The organism is Ensifer adhaerens (genome assembly GCF_020035535.1).
In the GTDB taxonomy this organism is placed as follows: domain Bacteria; phylum Pseudomonadota; class Alphaproteobacteria; order Rhizobiales; family Rhizobiaceae; genus Ensifer.
In genome coordinates, this window is sequence record NZ_CP083349.1 from 3,347,624 (window position 1) to 3,362,906 (window position 15,283).

16 protein-coding genes are annotated in these 15,283 nt (G+C 64.6%); 8 read left to right on the plus strand and 8 right to left on the minus strand.

Going from position 1 to position 15,283, the window contains the following annotated elements:
* Positions 1 to 117: 117 nt before the first annotated feature.
* Genes LAC81_RS16420 through mnhG form a run of 6 tightly spaced genes read left to right on the plus strand, consistent with a single transcriptional unit; the run spans position 118 to position 6,108 of the window.
* Positions 118 to 3,018: a monovalent cation/H+ antiporter subunit A gene (locus tag LAC81_RS16420; protein ID WP_223725659.1), complete on the plus strand. Its 2,901-nt coding sequence runs from the start codon at positions 118 to 120 to the stop codon at positions 3,016 to 3,018.
* Positions 3,018 to 3,365 carry a Na+/H+ antiporter subunit C gene (locus tag LAC81_RS16425; protein ID WP_058326879.1) on the plus strand — a complete coding sequence of 116 codons (348 nt, stop codon included), beginning with the start codon at positions 3,018 to 3,020 and terminating at the stop codon, positions 3,363 to 3,365. Before LAC81_RS16420 ends, LAC81_RS16425 begins: the two co-directional genes overlap by 1 nt.
* Entirely contained in the window at positions 3,358 to 4,974 is a 1,617-nt protein-coding gene (locus LAC81_RS16430; protein WP_223725660.1) for a monovalent cation/H+ antiporter subunit D, read from the plus strand. Before LAC81_RS16425 ends, LAC81_RS16430 begins: the two co-directional genes overlap by 8 nt.
* A 2-nt stretch (positions 4,975 to 4,976) precedes the next feature.
* Positions 4,977 to 5,462 (plus strand): Na+/H+ antiporter subunit E, encoded by a 486-nt coding sequence (locus LAC81_RS16435; protein WP_223725661.1) that lies wholly within the window; start codon positions 4,977 to 4,979, stop codon positions 5,460 to 5,462.
* On the plus strand, positions 5,459 to 5,740 hold the full coding sequence (locus LAC81_RS16440; protein WP_057254530.1) for a K+/H+ antiporter subunit F: 282 nt from the start codon (positions 5,459 to 5,461) through the stop codon (positions 5,738 to 5,740). Before LAC81_RS16435 ends, LAC81_RS16440 begins: the two co-directional genes overlap by 4 nt.
* Entirely contained in the window at positions 5,737 to 6,108 is a 372-nt protein-coding gene (gene mnhG, locus LAC81_RS16445; protein WP_223725662.1) for a monovalent cation/H(+) antiporter subunit G, read from the plus strand. The genes LAC81_RS16440 and mnhG overlap by 4 nt, the downstream gene beginning before the upstream one ends.
* A 55-nt stretch (positions 6,109 to 6,163) precedes the next feature.
* On the opposite strand, the gene cobM is transcribed toward mnhG, so the two are convergent.
* Entirely contained in the window at positions 6,164 to 6,925 is a 762-nt protein-coding gene (cobM, locus tag LAC81_RS16450; RefSeq protein ID WP_223725663.1) for a precorrin-4 C(11)-methyltransferase, read from the minus strand.
* Between the two features lie 19 nt (positions 6,926 to 6,944).
* The gene (cbiE, locus tag LAC81_RS16455; protein WP_223725664.1) at positions 6,945 to 8,186 is read right to left on the minus strand and encodes a precorrin-6y C5,15-methyltransferase (decarboxylating) subunit CbiE; all 1,242 of its coding nucleotides are present in this window, start codon (positions 8,184 to 8,186) and stop codon (positions 6,945 to 6,947) included.
* On the opposite strand from cbiE, the gene LAC81_RS16460 reads away from it, so the two are divergent.
* The gene (locus LAC81_RS16460) at positions 8,155 to 8,940 is read left to right on the plus strand and encodes a cobalt-precorrin-6A reductase (protein WP_223725665.1); all 786 of its coding nucleotides are present in this window, start codon (positions 8,155 to 8,157) and stop codon (positions 8,938 to 8,940) included. The two genes, cbiE and LAC81_RS16460, sit on opposite strands and share 32 nt — an antisense overlap.
* Here LAC81_RS16460 and LAC81_RS16465 read toward each other — a convergent pair.
* The 6 genes from LAC81_RS16465 to ung all read right to left on the minus strand — a co-directional run bounded on the left by LAC81_RS16465 (position 8,919) and on the right by ung (position 14,166).
* On the minus strand, positions 8,919 to 9,683 hold the full coding sequence (locus LAC81_RS16465) for a precorrin-3B C(17)-methyltransferase (RefSeq protein ID WP_223725666.1): 765 nt from the start codon (positions 9,681 to 9,683) through the stop codon (positions 8,919 to 8,921). The genes LAC81_RS16460 and LAC81_RS16465 overlap by 22 nt on opposite strands.
* Positions 9,680 to 10,417 (minus strand): precorrin-2 C(20)-methyltransferase, encoded by a 738-nt coding sequence (locus LAC81_RS16470; RefSeq protein ID WP_223725667.1) that lies wholly within the window; start codon positions 10,415 to 10,417, stop codon positions 9,680 to 9,682. Before LAC81_RS16470 ends, LAC81_RS16465 begins: the two co-directional genes overlap by 4 nt.
* Positions 10,414 to 11,046: a precorrin-8X methylmutase gene (locus LAC81_RS16475; RefSeq protein ID WP_223725668.1), complete on the minus strand. Its 633-nt coding sequence runs from the start codon at positions 11,044 to 11,046 to the stop codon at positions 10,414 to 10,416. The genes LAC81_RS16470 and LAC81_RS16475 overlap by 4 nt, the downstream gene beginning before the upstream one ends.
* 2 nt (positions 11,047 to 11,048) lie before the next feature.
* On the minus strand, positions 11,049 to 12,416 hold the full coding sequence (cobG, locus tag LAC81_RS16480) for a precorrin-3B synthase (protein WP_223727843.1): 1,368 nt from the start codon (positions 12,414 to 12,416) through the stop codon (positions 11,049 to 11,051).
* Between the two features lie 170 nt (positions 12,417 to 12,586).
* Positions 12,587 to 13,357 carry a precorrin-6A synthase (deacetylating) gene (cobF, locus tag LAC81_RS16485; RefSeq protein WP_223725669.1) on the minus strand — a complete coding sequence of 257 codons (771 nt, stop codon included), beginning with the start codon at positions 13,355 to 13,357 and terminating at the stop codon, positions 12,587 to 12,589.
* A 101-nt stretch (positions 13,358 to 13,458) separates the two neighbouring features.
* Positions 13,459 to 14,166, minus strand: coding sequence for a uracil-DNA glycosylase (gene ung / locus LAC81_RS16490; RefSeq protein WP_113535971.1), 708 nt, complete (start codon positions 14,164 to 14,166; stop codon positions 13,459 to 13,461).
* 235 nt (positions 14,167 to 14,401) lie between these two features.
* Between ung and modA the strand changes: the two genes are divergently transcribed.
* Positions 14,402 to 15,193 (plus strand): molybdate ABC transporter substrate-binding protein, encoded by a 792-nt coding sequence (modA, locus tag LAC81_RS16495; RefSeq protein WP_223725670.1) that lies wholly within the window; start codon positions 14,402 to 14,404, stop codon positions 15,191 to 15,193.
* Positions 15,194 to 15,283 lie beyond the last annotated feature (90 nt).

Here is a 15,283-nt window from a genome sequence, read left to right on the forward strand (position 1 = left end):
TCTAGAATCAAAATCCTGGTGCGTCCCTTGTGCATTCGTTTGAAAGCACGGCGCTCCGGTGCCCGCTCTCCATGAAACCCGAACGAAGGGAACGGTACGATCGAATACGCGGGAAAATTGCTTTCTGTCTTCATTCTCGCCCCATTTGCGGGAAGCCTCCTTGCAATCTTCTTTCCGCCCGATCAGCGCGGTGCGACAGCCTGGTTCGCCGGAGCGATCGCGCTCCTGTGTTTCCTCGTCGCAGCCAGCCTCTATCCCTTCGTCACCTCAGGCGGCGTACTGCGCTACGATATCGCCTGGCTCCCTGAACTCGGCCTCAATTTCACCCTCCGGATGGATGGCTTCGCCTGGCTCTTCACGGTGCTGGTGACGGCCATCGGCGTGCTCGTCGTGCTCTATGCGCGCTATTACATGGCCGCAGAGGATCCGGTGCCGCGCTTCCTGGCGCTGTTTCTTGCCTTCATGGGCTCGATGCTCGGCGTCGTGCTTTCAGGCAATCTCATCCTGCTTGCGGTCTTCTGGGAGCTGACGAGCATCGTCTCCTTCCTCTTGATCGGCTATTGGCATCACAATGCCCATGCCCGCGATGGCGCCCGCATGGCGCTGACGGTTACCGGCACCGGCGGTCTCTGCATGCTCGTCGGGCTCCTGCTGATGGGCCGCATCGTCGGCAGCTACGACCTCGATGTCGTGCTCGCCTCCGGCGACATGATCCGCAACTCGTCGCTCTATATGCCGGTGCTGATCCTGGTGCTGCTCGGCGCGCTGACGAAGAGTGCGCAGTTCCCTTTCCATTTCTGGCTGCCGCAGGCCATGGCGGCGCCCACACCGGTCTCGGCCTACCTGCACTCGGCAACGATGGTGAAGGCCGGCGTCTTCCTGCTCGTGCGCCTGTGGCCGGTCATGGCCGGCACCGAGGCCTGGTTCTGGATCGTCGGCCTCGCCGGGCTTTCCACCCTGCTGCTCGGCGCCTATTTCGCCATCTTCCAGCAGGACCTCAAAGGCCTGCTCGCCTATTCCACCATCAGCCATCTCGGCCTCATCACGGTGCTCCTGAGCCTCGGAAGCCCGCTTGCCGCAGTCGCCGCGGTCTTCCACATCGTCAACCACGCCACCTTCAAGGCATCGCTGTTCATGGCGGCCGGCATCATCGACCACGAGACCGGGACGCGCGACATGCGCAAGCTCGGCGGGCTGATCCGCTACATGCCGGGAACGGCAGTCCTCGCCATGGTCGCAAGTGCTGCCATGGCCGGCGTGCCGCTCTTGAACGGCTTCATCTCCAAGGAGATGTTCTTCGCCGAGGCAATCGAAACGCACCAGGCCAACATCCTCGACACGATGACGCCCTATGTCGCGACGCTCGCCGGCATGTTTGCCGTCACCTATTCGCTGCGCTTCATCCATAGCGTCTTCTTCGGCAAGGCGCCGGAGGACCTGCCGAAGGTACCGCACGAGCCGCCGCGCTGGATGCGCGTGCCGATCGAGTTCCTGGTACTCGCCTGCCTGGTTGTCGGCATCATCCCGGCGATCACCATCGGCCCGTTCCTGCACACGGCGGTCGTATCGATCCTCGGCGCCACCACGCCCTATTACAGCCTTTCCGTCTGGCATGGCTGGAACCTGCCGCTGATCATGAGCTTCGTCGCGCTTGCGGGAGGCGTCGGCCTCTATTTCCTGATGCGCAACTACCTCGCGACCAGCGTCGAAGGGCCGCCGATCTTCCGCCTCCTGCACGGCCAGCGCATCTTCGAGCGCGTGCTGGTGACGCTCTCCTGGAAATGGGCGCGTTCGCTCGAGCAGCGCCTCGGCACCCGGCGCCTACAGCCGCAGATGCGTTTCCTGGTCTTCATCGCCGTTGCGGCCGGCGCCCTGCCGCTGCTTCTTTCCCAATACGAGCTGCCGCCGCTTCTCGTTCGCAGCATCGATCCAGCCTTCGCCCTGCTCTGGGCCGTCGGCATCGCCTGCGCGATCGGTGCGGCGATCCTCGCAAAATTCCACCGGCTGGCTGCACTCGTGCTGCTCGGCGGCGCCGGTCTCACCACCTGCCTGACCTTCGTCTGGCTTTCGGCGCCCGACCTTGCCGTGACCCAGTTGCTGGTCGAGATCGTCACGACCGTCCTCATCCTGCTCGGCCTTCGCTGGCTGCCTAAGCGCATCGAAGACACGCAGGAATCCGAACTGCTTTCGCTCAGGGTCCGCTTCCGCCGCCTGCGCGACTTCCTGCTGGCGGTCACCGCCGGCGGCGGCGTGGCGCTCATCGCCTATACGATGATGACCCGTCCACTGCCGGACACGATCGCCAGCTACTTCCTCGAGCGCGCCTACAAGGAAGGCGGCGGCACCAACGTCGTCAACGTCATCCTCGTCGATTTCCGCGGCTTCGACACGCTCGGCGAAATCGCCGTTCTGGCGATCGTCGCGCTCACGGTCTTCGCTCTGCTCCTGCGCTTCCGCCCGCAGGCCGACAGCCTGGAGGCGCCGGAACAGCAGCGCGTCCAGAACGCCTTCGACGACGATCATCCGGATCGCAGCAAAGGCGACAGCGTTGCCGAGTACCTGTTCGTACCGTCGGTCATCATGCGCTGGATGTTCCCGGTCATCGGCATGCTGGCGGCCTACCTGTTCCTGCGCGGCCATGACCTGCCGGGTGGCGGCTTTGCGGCCGGTATCGCCATGTCCATCGGCTTCATCCTGCAGTACATGTCCGGAGGCACCCGCTGGGTCGAAGAACGGCTGCGCATCCACCCGCTTCGCTGGATGAGCATCGGGCTGCTGGTCGCCGCGACCACCGGCATCGGTTCATGGCTCTTCGGCTATCCGTTCCTGACCTCGCATGCGCAATACGTCACACTGCCGATCGTCGGGAAGTTTCCGCTGGCGAGCGCGTTATTCTTCGATCTCGGCGTCTTCTCGCTGGTGCTCGGCGCAACGGTGCTGATCCTCATCGCGCTGGCCCACCAGTCGATCCGCGCGCCGCGTGCTCATGCACGCGCCATGCGAAAGGAGGCACGCTAATGGAGATCATTCTCTCTGTTGCTATCGGCGTGCTGACGGCTTCCGGCGTCTACCTGCTGCTGCGCCCGCGCACCTATCAGGTGATCATCGGCCTTTCTCTGCTCTCCTATGCGGTCAACCTCTTCATCTTCGGCATGGGGCGCCTTCGCGTGAACGCGCCGCCGGTGCTAGAGCCCGGTGGCGTGGGCGATCTCAGCCGCTTCACCGATCCGGTGCCACAGGCGCTCGTGCTGACTGCGATCGTCATCGGCTTCGCCATGACCGCGCTCTTCCTCGTCGTGCTGCTCGCCTCGCGCGGCTTTACCGGCACCGACCATGTCGACGGCAGGGAGCAGCGCCATGACTAACTGGATGCACCACCTGCTGATCCTGCCGATCCTGCTGCCGCTGATGGTCGGGGCCGCGATGATCCCGATCGACGAGCGCAACCGCATGATGAAGGGCGTGATGGGCTTCGTCTCGACGCTCGCGCTTTTCGTGCTTTCGATGGTGCTGATGCGCATTGCCTCGATGGAAGGGGCGCCGGCCGGCAACGGCGTCTACCAGCTCGGCAACTGGCCGGCACCCTTCGGCATCGTTCTGGTGCTCGATCGTCTGTCGGCGCTGATGCTCTGCCTCACGAGCGGACTGGCGCTTGCCGCCCAGGCCTATTCCATCGCCCGCTGGCACACGTCGGGTCATCACTTCCATTCGCTGTTCCAGCTGCTGATCGCCGGTCTCAACGGTTCATTCCTCACCGGTGACCTGTTCAACCTCTTCGTCTTCTTCGAGATGATGCTGGCGGCGTCCTACGGCCTGCTCCTGCATGGTTCCGGGCCGCTACGCGTCAAGGCAGGTCTGCACTACGTCGCGATCAACCTCGCCGCCTCGTCGCTCTTCCTCATCGGCGTCAGCCTGATCTACGGTGCGACCGGTACGCTCAACATGGCCGATCTCTCGATCAAGCTGGCGACGCTCTCGCCGGACGATCGCCAGATGGTCGAGGTCGGCGCCGGCGTGCTCGGTGTCGCCTTCCTGGTCAAAGCCGGCATGTGGCCCTTGAGCTTCTGGCTGCCGACGGCCTATTCGGCCGCAACGCCTCCCGTCGCCGCCGTATTTGCGATCCTGACCAAGGTCGGCATCTACGTCATCCTCAGGCTTTCGCTGCTGGTCTTCGGCGCAAGCGCCGGGGCCTCCGCAGGCTTCGGCCAGCCGATCCTTATTGCAGGCGGACTGCTGACAATCGCCTTTGGCGCGATCGGCGTGCTCGCTTCGCAGGCGATGGGTCGCCTTGCGGCCTATTCGGTACTCGTTTCCTCCGGCACCTTGCTCGCGGCCATCGGCCTCGGCCACCCGAGCATGATTGCCGGGGCGCTCTTCTACCTCGTCAGCTCGACGCTGACGATCGCCGCCTTCTTCCTCCTGATCGAACTGGTCGAACGCGGCCGTGACGCCGGCGCCGACGTTCTGGCGGTGACGATGGAGGCCTATGGCGATGCCGACGAGGACGAGGAGGAAGAAGAGGTCGGCGCCGCGATCCCCGGCACCATGGCGATCCTCGGCCTCTGCTTCTGCCTTTGCGCCCTGCTGCTGGCCGGCCTGCCGCCGCTCTCGGGCTTCGTCGCCAAGTTCGCGATCCTCAGCGGTCTCTTCGGCCTGTCGGGAACGGAAGCTGCGCCGGCGATTTCCGCAGCCGACTGGACCTATGTCACGCTGCTGATCGTCTCCGGTCTTGCGGCGATGATCGCCATGAACCGCGTGGGCATCCGCACCTTCTGGGCATCGATCGAAAACACCGTGCCGCGGGTGGTCGTCATCGAGATCACCCCCGTCGTCGTGCTGCTCGCCACCTGCATCTTCCTGAGCGTGCAGGCCGGCCCAACGATGCGTTACATGCAGGCGACCGCGGATTCGCTGTTCGATCCCGCCGGCTATACGGAACGCGTGCTCACGGCACCCCGGGCGGGAGGGCAATAACGATGCGCATCTGGCTCCCCTATCCTTTGCTGTCGATTGCCCTGCTCATCATCTGGGTGCTGCTCAATCAATCGGTCGCCCCTGGCACCCTGGTCATGGGCACGATCCTGGCGACTGGCCTCAGCTGGGTGACGCTGAAGCTCAGCCCGGTCCGCTCGCACCCGCACCGGATCCTCTTGATACTGCGCTTCGGCTTTGCCGTGGCACTCGACGTCATACGATCCAACCTTGCCGTCGTCGGAGTCATCCTGCGTGGCCGGCGCCGTCCGCCGAGCTCAGGCTTCCTGACGGTCGATATCGATCTCGAAGACGAAAATGCCCTGGCGCTGCTCGCCTGCGTGATGACGGCAACACCCGGAACGGCCTGGCTCGAATACGATCGCGGGCGCAAGTCCCTGCTCTTCCACGTGCTCGACATGGAGAACGAGGACGTCTGGCTCGATACGGTCAAGCGCTACGAAGCCGCATTGAAGGAGATATTCGGATGATGGAACTTACGATCATCTGGTCGATCCTGATTGCCCAGATCATGCTCGGCCTGGCGATGGCCTTCGCCTTCTACCGCATGGTGAGAGGGCCGCGCGCCCAGGATCGCATCCTCGGTCTCGACACGCTTTACATCAACGCGATGCTGATGCTGCTCACCTTCGGCATCCGCACCGCGAACTCGATCTATTTCGAATCGGCACTGATCGTCGCGCTGATCGGCTTCGTCTCGTCGATCGCCTTCGGCAAGTTCCTCATGCGTGGGGAGATCATCGAATGAACCATCTCACCGACCTCCCTGTCTGGGCGGCAGTTCTCGTCTGTGGGCTTACCGTTCTCGGCGCCGCGGTGGCGCTGATCGGCTCGGTCGGCCTGCTCAGGTTCACCAGTTTCTACGAACGCCTGCATGCGCCGACACTGGCGACCAGCGGCGGCGTGCTGATGATCTGCACCGCCTCGATCATCTGCTTCGCGGTGCTGCAAAGCCGTTGGGTGTTCCACGAAATCCTGATCATCGTCTTCGTCGTCGTCACCACACCAGTGACGCTGATGCTGCTCGGGCAGGCAGCGCTCTACCGCGACCGTGTCGAAGAAAAGCGGGGCGTCCCGCTGAAACAGCGGCCGTCCCGCGAAGAACCGGCGGAATAGGTTTCAAACCGCTTCTAGACAGGAAACTCAGGACTGCATCCCATGGGAGCGCGGCCTATTCTCCGCGCCCTCTGAAGCGCCGCTGATAGGCGGGATCATAAAGCGAGCTTTCACGGAAGTCGGAGGCTTCGAGCCCGGGGCCGACGAAGATCAGCGCCGTGCGCTCGATCGGCTCTTCGGCCACCTTGGCGCCGATATCGGCAAGCGTGCCGCGCACCACCCGCTCGTCCGGCCAGGAAGCCTTGACGACGATGGCGACCGGGCAGTCGGCGCCGTAGAGCGGCGTCAGTTCCTCGACCACCTGCTGGAGCGCGTGTATGGCGAGATGGATCGCCAGCGTCGATCCCGTGGCGCCGAAGGCCGAAAGCGTTTCGCTGTTCGGCATCGGCGAGGCGCGGCCCGAAACACGGGTCAGCACCAGGCTCTGGGCAACCGCTGGAATGGTGAGCTCGCGCCCCAGCGCCGCGGCGGCCGCCGCAAAGGACGGAACGCCCGGCGTCATCGTATAGGCGATGCCGTGCTTCTCCAGCCGACGGATCTGCTCGGCCACAGCGCTCCAGACCGAGAGGTCGCCGGAATGCAGCCGCGCCACATCCAGTCCGTCAGCCTCCGCCCTCAGATATTCCGCCTCGATCTCGTCGAGCGACATCGGTGCCGTGTCGACGATCCGGGCGCCCGGCGGGCAGTACTGCAGGAGCTCAGGCGAAACGATCGATCCGGCATAGAGGCAGACCGGGCAGCGCCCGATCAGGTCGCGCCCGCGCACCGTAATCAGATCCGCCGCGCCCGGGCCTGCTCCGATGAAATGTACCGTCATAGAAGATTACTCCAAGAATTTAGCGCTTCGTCCACGCCCATTGAGTGACCGGCATGGCCGGCTTCCAGCCGGTCATCGCACCCACCGGGCCGGCCCGCGCGATATCGATGCGGATCAGCGAACCGCCAAGCCGCGCGTGATGATCGAGCAGCACTACTTCCATGTCCGTCGTCACCGCATTGGCGACCAATCGTCCGCCGGGGCCAAGTGCGGCGATTGCCGCGGCCATCACGCCGTCTTCGCTGCCGCCGCCACCGATGAAGATCGCGTCCGGCTGTGGCAGACCGGCAAGCGCCGCCGGCGCCTCGCCTTCGACCACCGTCAATCCGGGCACGCCGAACATCGTTGCATTGCGGCCGATGCGCGCTGCCCGCTCCGGCTCCACCTCGATGGTGATCGCCTGCATCGTCGGATCGGCCAGCATCCATTCGATGCCGATCGAGCCAGAGCCGCCGCCGATGTCCCAGAGCAGTTCGCCTTTGCGCGGCGCGAGGGCCGACAGCGTCAGCGCCCGCACCTCCCGCTTGGTGATCTGCCCGTCATGTTCAAACAGCGCGTCGTCACGGCCGGCCGCCAGCGGCAGGATGCGTGCGCCCTCGTCGGCCGCGACCTCGATCGCGCAGACGTTCAACGGATGCACGAGGCCGAGCATGAAGCGCGCGGCAATCTGCGTCGTCACCCGTTCGCCGGCGCCGCCAAGCGCTTCGAGCACGGTCAGCCGCGACTGACCGAAACCACTTGCGACCAGAAGCTCGGCAAGATCCCGCGGCCCCGCCCCGTCCGATGTCAGAGTCAGGACACGCGCGCCCGGATGTAGGTGCGGCCGCACCAGATCGAGTGGCCGCCCATGCACGGAAACGAGCGTCGCATCCTGCAGCGCCCAGCCGAGACGCGACGCGGCAAGGCTGATCGACGACGGTGCCGGAAGCGTGCGGATTTCGGCTGACGCGATCCTGCGCGCCAGCGTCACGCCGACGCCGAAGAAGAACGGGTCGCCGGAGGCGAGCACCACGACCGGCGTGTCGCGGCGCGCGACGATCTCCACGACCGAACGTTCGAGCGGGCTTAGCCAATTGTGCGCTTCGCCGGTGATGAGGGAAGCGGCGAGCTCCAGGTGGCGATGGCCGCCATAGACGACGGGTGCTTCGGCGATCAGCCGCTTGGCCTCGTCGCCAAGACCCGCTACACCATCTTCACCGATACCGATGACGGTCAGCCAGGGGGAGACGATGGCGGGTTCGCTGTTCGACACGTCAGCCATGGAAAAACCTCGCATTCTGATTTTGGGTGGCACCACCGAGGCGCGCGAGCTCGCGAGCCGGTTGGCCGAAGATGTCCGCTACGACACCGCAATCTCGCTGGCCGGCCGCACTGCGGACCCGCGGCCGCAGCCGGTGAAGACGCGCATCGGCGGCTTCGGCGGCGCCGATGGACTGGCGCATTTCCTGCACGATGAGAATATCGCGCTGCTGGTCGATGCGACGCACCCCTTTGCTGCGCGTATTTCGCACAATGCCGCGGACGCAGCGCAAAGAACCGGCGTTCCGCTGCTTGCCCTCCGAAGGCCGGAATGGCAACCGCTGCCTGGCGATCGCTGGAACACGGTCGACAGCGTTGTCGAGGCCGTGAACGCACTTGGCGATCGTCCACGCCGCGTCTTCCTCGCCATCGGTAGGCAGGAAGCCTTCCATTTCCAAGCCGCGCCGCAGCACAGCTACATTATCCGCAGCGTCGATCCAGTCACTCCGCCTCTCGATCTGCCCGACCAGGAAGCGATCCTGGCGACCGGCCCCTTTGCGGAGGCCGACGAAGCCGAGCTGCTCAAGGGCCGGCAGATCGACGTGATCGTCACCAAGAACAGCGGCGGCAGCGCCACCTACGGCAAGATCGCCGCAGCGCGCCGGCTCGGCATCGAGGTGATCATGGTCGAGCGGCGCAAGCCCGCGGACGTGCCGACGGCGGGCAGTTGCGACGAGGCGCTCGACCGCATCGCTCACTGGTTCGCTCCAGCGTAGAAGCGCGGCGTATAGACGAGATCCGGCTGGCCGTCGCGCTCGACGATGCGCGTCTCCGGCGAGCCGATGATCACGCATGTCGCCATGTCGGCGCGGTTGGCATCGGCCTTGCCGAGCGGCATCACGGCGATCCGCTCGTCCGGCCGACCGGCCGCGCGACCGAAGATGATCGGCACCGTTGCCGGCAGAACGCCGCGCAGAAGCTCGAAGGCCTCGCCGAGCTGCCATGGCCGCGCCTTGCTGATCGGATTGTAGAGCGCAATGACGAAGCCCGCCTCCGCCGCCAGCCTGAGCCGTCGGGTGATCACTTCCCAGGGCTTCAGATTGTCGGAAAGCGAGATCGCGCAGAAATCATGACCAAGCGGCGCACCGATGCGGGCGGCAACGGCGAGCATCGCGGTCACGCCGGGCGTGATCACCAGTTCAACCGACTTCCACTCCGCCGGCCCCTTGTCGATCGCCTCGCAGACGGCGGCCGCCATGGCAAAGACGCCGGGATCGCCGCCGGAAACCATGCAGACCTTCACGCCTGCCGCAGCCCGCGTCAACGCGACCTGCGCCCGATCGAGCTCCTCGCGATTGTCCGAGGCGACACGCACTTGATCAGGGCGGAGGTTCAGCCGATCGAGATAGGGAAAGTAGCCGTAGAATTCCTCAGCGGCGGCAACGGCTTCCGCCGTTTCCGGCGTCATCTGCTTGGCGCTCCCTGGGCCGGTACCGACGACGTAGAGCGTGCCGGTCATGGCCTGTCCTTCCAGCCGGGAACGAGCACCAGCGAGAAATAGGGCGCATCGTCGTCTGCCTTCTCGGCGAGCGCGGTCATCGCCGCGTTCTTCATCGTGCCACGCTCGACATAGACGGCCTGAGCGAGGCGACCGGATGCGGCGAGCGCCCGGCGGATCTTCGGCAGGTTGCGCCCGACCTTCATGATGACAGCGGCTTCCGTATCCTTCAGCCGCCGGCCGAGTTCGGCCTCGGCCATGGTGCCCGGAAGCACGGAGAGCACGTCATCGCCCTGCACCAGCGGAAGGCCGGCAAGCGACCAGCAGCCGGACATGGCGGTAATGCCGGGGATCACCTCGACCGGGAAACGGTTGGCGAGCCGCACATGCAGGTGCATGTAGGAGCCATAAAACAGCGGATCGCCTTCGCTGAGCACCGCGACCGTACGCCCGGCGGCAAGATGCGCTGCCACAGCCTCGGCCGACGCGTTGTAGAAATCGGTGATCTGGCTCTTGTAGGCGCCGTCATCCTTGTCGATCTCGGTTGTCACCGGATAGTAGAGCGGCAGTTCGACGAGGTCGGGCTTCAGCAGTCCCTCAACGACCGCGCGACCGTTGCCGCTGCGCCCGGCCTTGGCGAAATAGGCAAGCACATCGGCTTGCCCGAGCGCCTTCACGGCCTTGACCGTCAAAAGCTCCGGATCGCCCGGGCCGGTTCCAACGCCGATCAGGCGCCCCACGCCGACGCCGCTCACAGGCCCGGCCTCGCGAGCGAGTTGAGCGCTGCTGCCGTCATGGCGCTACCGCCGAGACGACCGCGCACGATGGCGAAGGGAACGCCATAGGAATTCTCGGCCAGCGCATCCTTCGATTCCGCTGCACCGACGAAACCGACGGGCATGCCGAGGATCGCTGCCGGCTTCGGCGCGCCATCGCGTAGCATTTCGAGCAGGAAGAACAGCGCCGTCGGCGCGTTGCCGATCGCGACCACCGAACCGGCCAGACGCTCGCTCCAGAGCTTCAGCGCGGCGGCGGAACGGGTGTTGCCGATCTCGGCGGCAATCTCGGGCGTGCGCGGATCGCGCAACGTGCAGATCACCTCGTTGCCGGCCGGCAGCCGTGCGCGGGTGACACCGTGCGCAACCATCTCGGCATCGCAAAGGATCGGCGCACCGGCTTTCAGCGCCGCGCGGGCCGAGCTTACAAAATCGGGAGAGAAGACGAACTGCCTGGTCGCCTCAACGGAACCACAGGCATGCACCATGCGCACGGCCAGATCCGCTTCCTCTTCGGAAAAGCCCGAGAGATCGGCCTCGGCGCGGATGATGGCGAAGGAACGCTCGTAGATGGCGTTGCCATCGCGAATGTAATCATACTCAGGCATGTCTATCCCTGTTCGAACGCTGCCGAGACGCGCGCAGCTCCGAGCCGTGTAAGACAGGACTGCGCCGATTCGCCAGCGTCTTTGTTTTGCCGCACCAGCCGGTCGAGCCGGGCAAGCGCGGATTCTATTTCATTCTCATCGGTGTAGGCGCTTGGAGCGCCGTTGGCAGCCCCATTTACGACAAGGCCGTATCCTGATGGCGCACCGACGAGTGTCAACTCTGACGACCTCGGTCGCGCACAGCCTTTGGCGCAGCCGGAGAGATGCACGATCAGCGATCCATCAAGCAACTCAGGCGCCGTCTGAACGACACGCTCTGCCATGGCCTTGGTTTCCATCCGCCCTGACGCACAGCCTTTGCTGCCCGCACACGTGGCGATCGCGTTTCGCGGATCCTGTTCCGCAATGCGAAAGCCGTGCGCCGCTGCCAGGCTCTGCGCCACCACCGCGGTCTCACGCATCAGGCCGAGCACGAAGAACGCATGCCCCGGCGCAAGCCGGAGCGCATGAGCGCCAAGCTCCTGCGCCTGGTGGACGAAGGTCGCCAGTGCGACGGCATCCACTTGGGCAAAGGCAAGACCGAGACCAAGAACGGTGCCGACGTTATCCAGCTCATGAATGCCGGGTATCGGGACGGAACTCGGAACCGCCGGGCCCCCGGACAATGCTTGGGCGCGACAGAGGGAGCGGATTTCCGCCGGATCCAGATCGCGCCCGCGCGCCGTCGTGCCGAGGCTCGCCAGTTTATCGAGAATGGTGATCACGGCCGGTACGACCGCACCTCCGGTCAACGCTCCGACAACAGCTCCCTTCGCCGCGGTACCACCGAGCGACAGCAGCCATCGGGCGCCAGCGGCTGTCGAAAGCGCCTGAAGGCGAATGTCGGCAACCACTGCATCAAGACCGAAACGGCCGCCACCGTCGATGACGACGGAAAGCTTTGGGGCGAGCTTCAAGGGCACGCGACGCGCTCCCAACGCCTCACGAAGCTCAGCGGAGATCGGTCGCGGATCGACGATTTCTGCCGGGTCGATCCCGGCCAAAGGCGGCATCTCGATAGCGAGGCCTTCGGTGATCGTGATTTCAGCATCACCGATGGCCTGCGCCAGCGCCGGCACGGACGCCTCGCTCAGGCCGCGAAGCTGCAGGTTTCCCCGTGCCGTGATCTCGATGATGCCATTGCCGAAGCGCCCCGCAGCGGCGGCAAGCGCGATTACCTTCGGCAGCGTCAGGCTGTCATCCGTTGGCCTTAGCCGCACGAGCAGGCCATCGCCGGTCTGCATGGGCGCCGCCAGCGACGGGCAGGCGCCGCGCCGCATCGAGGCGCTGGCGGCGGCTTCTCCGGTCGATGGAATGGCACAACTGGTCATCAAATCCGTCATCAAAGGCCCTCCTCCCTGAGGGCGCCTCGATCCCAAACATCAAGCGCGGGGTGCGAGCGGAAAGCCGAACACGCTTATCCTCATCCCGCTCTAGAGACGCTATAACACAGCCTCAATCCTTGAGTGAGATCAATCAAGAGACGGCTGTGGCCGCGCCGTCACCCCTCGAAATCGGCGCCCTTGCGCAGCAAGTAGATATCCATGATCCACCCCATCTTCGCCCGCGCTGCCGCCCGCGTTTCCAGGATCTGGGCTTTCACATCGGCCAGACGGCCGGAAATGACGATCTCGTCCCGTGTGCCGAGATAGGCACCCCAATAGATTTCAGCGTCTGGATCATCGATGCGCTGGAATGCTTGCTCGCCGTCGAGCATGACGACGGAGGTCTGGCTCGTTTCGGGGAAGCTTTCGTGCAGCCGGCGCCCCGTGGTGATCTCCACCGGCTTGCCGACGAGGTTCAGCGGGATGCGATGGCTGGCGCAGAGCGCCTGCAGGCTGGTGATCCCCGGAATGACCTCATAGTCGAAGGCAACGTTCCCGCGCGCCTTGACCCGCTCGACGATGCGAATGGTGCTGTCGTAGAGCATCGGGTCACCCCAGACCAGGAATGCACCGGTCCCGTCGCTGCTCAATTCATCGGCAAGCAGCCCCTCGTAGATCGCGGCGATCTGGGCGTGCCAGTCATCGACGCTGCCGTCATAGCTGACACCTTCGGTCCGGCGCACCGGCACCGCGAATTCGACAGTGCGGCTGTCGGGGCGCGTCACATAGCGCGCGCAGATGTCGCGGCGCACCTCCGCGAGATCGGTCTTCTTTGAGCCCTTGGTTGGGATGAAGAGCACGTCGGCCCGGTTCAGTGCGTTGATCGCCTGCACCGTCATATGCTCGGGGTTGCCCGAACCGATGCCGATGATCAGAATTTTGCGCATGCCCGTCTCCGCCATTCCTATCCTGGCGTCTTAGGCGCATCACTGCCGTCGGCGCAAGCTCTTCGCGCGACAGTGAACCCGCCAGCAGCGTCAACGCAGCCTCAGTTGATCTCGACGGCAACGGGATTGTCGGGCAAGCGCCAGTCGATCGGGTCGAAACCCTTCGATTCCAGGAAGGCGTTGGCCTGGGAGAAATGCCGGCAGCCGAGGAAACCGGAATGGGCCGAGAGCGGCGACGGATGCGGCGCCCGGAGCACCAGATGGCGCGAGCGATCGACGAAGGCCGCCTTCTTTTGTGCATAGGAACCCCAGAGCATGAAGACGACCGGATGCTCAGCCTCGTTGACCGCGCGAATGATCGCATCGGTAAACCGCTCCCAGCCCCGCCCCTGATGCGAGGCGGCCAAGCCACGCTCGACGGTCAGCACGCTGTTCAGGAGCAGCACACCCTGCTTCGCCCAGCTTTCGAGAAAGCCGTGGCGCGCCGGCGGAATGCCGAGGTCGGTGTTCAGTTCCTTGTAGATGTTGACGAGCGACGGCGGCGTCCTGACACCGGGGCGCACGCTGAAGCAAAGCCCGTGCGCTTGGCCATCGCCGTGGTAGGGATCCTGGCCAAGAATGACGACGCGAACCTTGTCGAGCGGCGTCAGGTCGAGGGCGCGAAAATATTCAGGCCCGCGCGGGAAGATCTGGCGGCCTTCATTTTTCTGGACCAGCAGGAACTGCTTGAGGTCGGCCATGTAGGCGCTGGAAAATTCCGGCGCGAGCGCTGCCTTCCAGCTCTCTTCGAGCTTTACCGCCGTTTCCATTGCACCTCCGGTCCATCTGTTGGCTTCGAGGTCCGCAATTTAGGCCCACCCACAGCCATCGCAAGACCTGTCACCCGCTTCCACCGGATGTTGCACGGGTTTTGCCAGTCGCCGCTGCTTTGCGGGCAATGCGCTAACCTAATTCAACAGCATTGTATTTCAAAGAATACAACGGTAATCAGGAGGCGATATCGTTGTATCCTGAGAGATATCACGCATCGTTGGAGGGAAATCGATGATCAAGAGAAGAGACTGGCTGAAGGGCCTGGTGCTGACACTCGGCCTCGCCTGGGTCGGCGCAAACGTTCTGCCGACAGCCGCGCAGGCTGAAGAGAAGGTAACGGTCTTTGCCGCCGCGAGCCTGAAGAACGCGCTCGATGCAATTAATGCCGAGTGGCAGAAGGAAAGCGGCAAGGAAACGACCGTCTCCTACGCGGCCAGCTCTGCACTCGCCAAGCAGGTGGAACAGGGCGCACCTGCCGATGTCTTCATCTCTGCTGACCTCGCCTGGATGGACTATCTCGCCGAGAAGAAGCTGATCAAGGACGACACCCGCGCAAACCTGCTCGGCAACCGCATCGTGCTCGTCTCCGGCAAGCAGGACGCTGCCCCGGTCGAGATCAAGAAGGGCTTCGATCTCGCAGCCATCCTCGGTGACGGTCGCCTCGCCATGGGTGCCGTCGATTCCGTTCCGGCCGGCAAATACGGCAAGGCTGCACTCGAAAAGCTCGACGCATGGAAGGCCGTAGAACCCAAGGTCGCCGGCGCCGAAAGCGTTCGCGCCGCCCTCCTGCTCGTCTCGCGCGGTGAAGCGCCCTACGGCGTCGTCTACCAGACCGACGCTGCGGCAGACCCGGGCGTGAAAGTCGTCGGCACCTTCCCGGAAGACAGCCACCCGCCGATCATCTATCCGATCGCGATCACCACCGAGAGCAAGAGCCCCGATGCGGCCGCTTATGTCGACTTCGTCAAGTCGGCCAAGGCTGCGGAACTCTTTGAAAAGCAGGGCTTCACGGTCCTGAAATAATTGACCTGAAACGACGGCGGATCTCGGCTGTCCAGAGACAGGCGAAGCATCTATCGTCACGCGTCGCCCGCGCCCAAACGCGGGCGACGC